Source organism: Mycobacterium sp. E3339 (assembly GCF_001666915.1).
In the GTDB taxonomy this organism is placed as follows: Bacteria; Actinomycetota; Actinomycetes; order Mycobacteriales; family Mycobacteriaceae; genus Mycobacterium.
The window spans coordinates 1-768 of sequence record NZ_LZIZ01000234.1 but is presented as its reverse complement, the minus strand read 5'-3'; the positions used below and the strand labels follow the sequence as shown (position 1 = coordinate 768).

Genomic DNA, 768 nt, shown 5'->3' with positions numbered 1-768 from the left:
GCCTGGCGCTCACCCGCCCCAGCAGTCACAGGGGCCGGTCGGTGCTCACCGCGACCCGGCCGCGCAGGTCCGCGGCGATCAGCCGGGCGGCGGCGTTCTGCCAGTTGTGCAGCGAGCGCTGCGGGACCTCGGTGACCAACCACTGCCAGGCTTGCCGCGCGATCGGATCAAGCCCGGCGGCGGTGGCGTTTTGCGCGTACGCGCGCACGCCGACGACGTAGGGGAAGTACAGCGAGTTGTAGTGCCGCCACTGTTCGGTGGTGCCGAAATCGCCGGCGTCGCGCGGCTTGAGCCGCCCGACCGCCTCGGCCAGCACCGCTTTGAGTTCGTTGGCCCGCTCCAGCGGATGGTCGGGCGCGCCCCGGGCGGCGAGCCGCTCGTCGATGACGGGCAGCGCGGTCAACGGGCTGGCCACCAGCTTGCTCAGGTCGCCGTAGTGACCCAGGGCGCGCCGGGTGAGCCGCGCGAACGCCGCGTCGTCGACGTGGTCGAGCGGGTCCACCGACCGCAACGGCAGCGCCGCGCCGGTGTTCCGCAGCGCCGCCCGATCCTCGCGTAGCGCAGGCGATTTCGAGAACGCCAGCCGGTCGAGCAGGCCGGCCAGCGGATCGGCGAGCACCTGTACGCTGATCGCGACCGCCAGGCTGGTGAACAACAGCACCGTGAGCGCGGTTTGGGCGGCCGCGTCGGCGCGGGTGAGCGCCAGGCTGGCGTCTGTCGAATAACAATTGCGATTCGGGCCCGCAAATGGGAATAGCCGGTCGAACT

General features: G+C 71.7%; 1 pseudogene. It reads right to left on the bottom strand.

Annotated elements, in window-relative coordinates:
- Nucleotides 1–25: 25 nt before the first annotated feature.
- A pseudogene (locus A5702_RS22200) lies at nt 26–768 on the bottom strand (hypothetical protein); the annotation flags it as partial.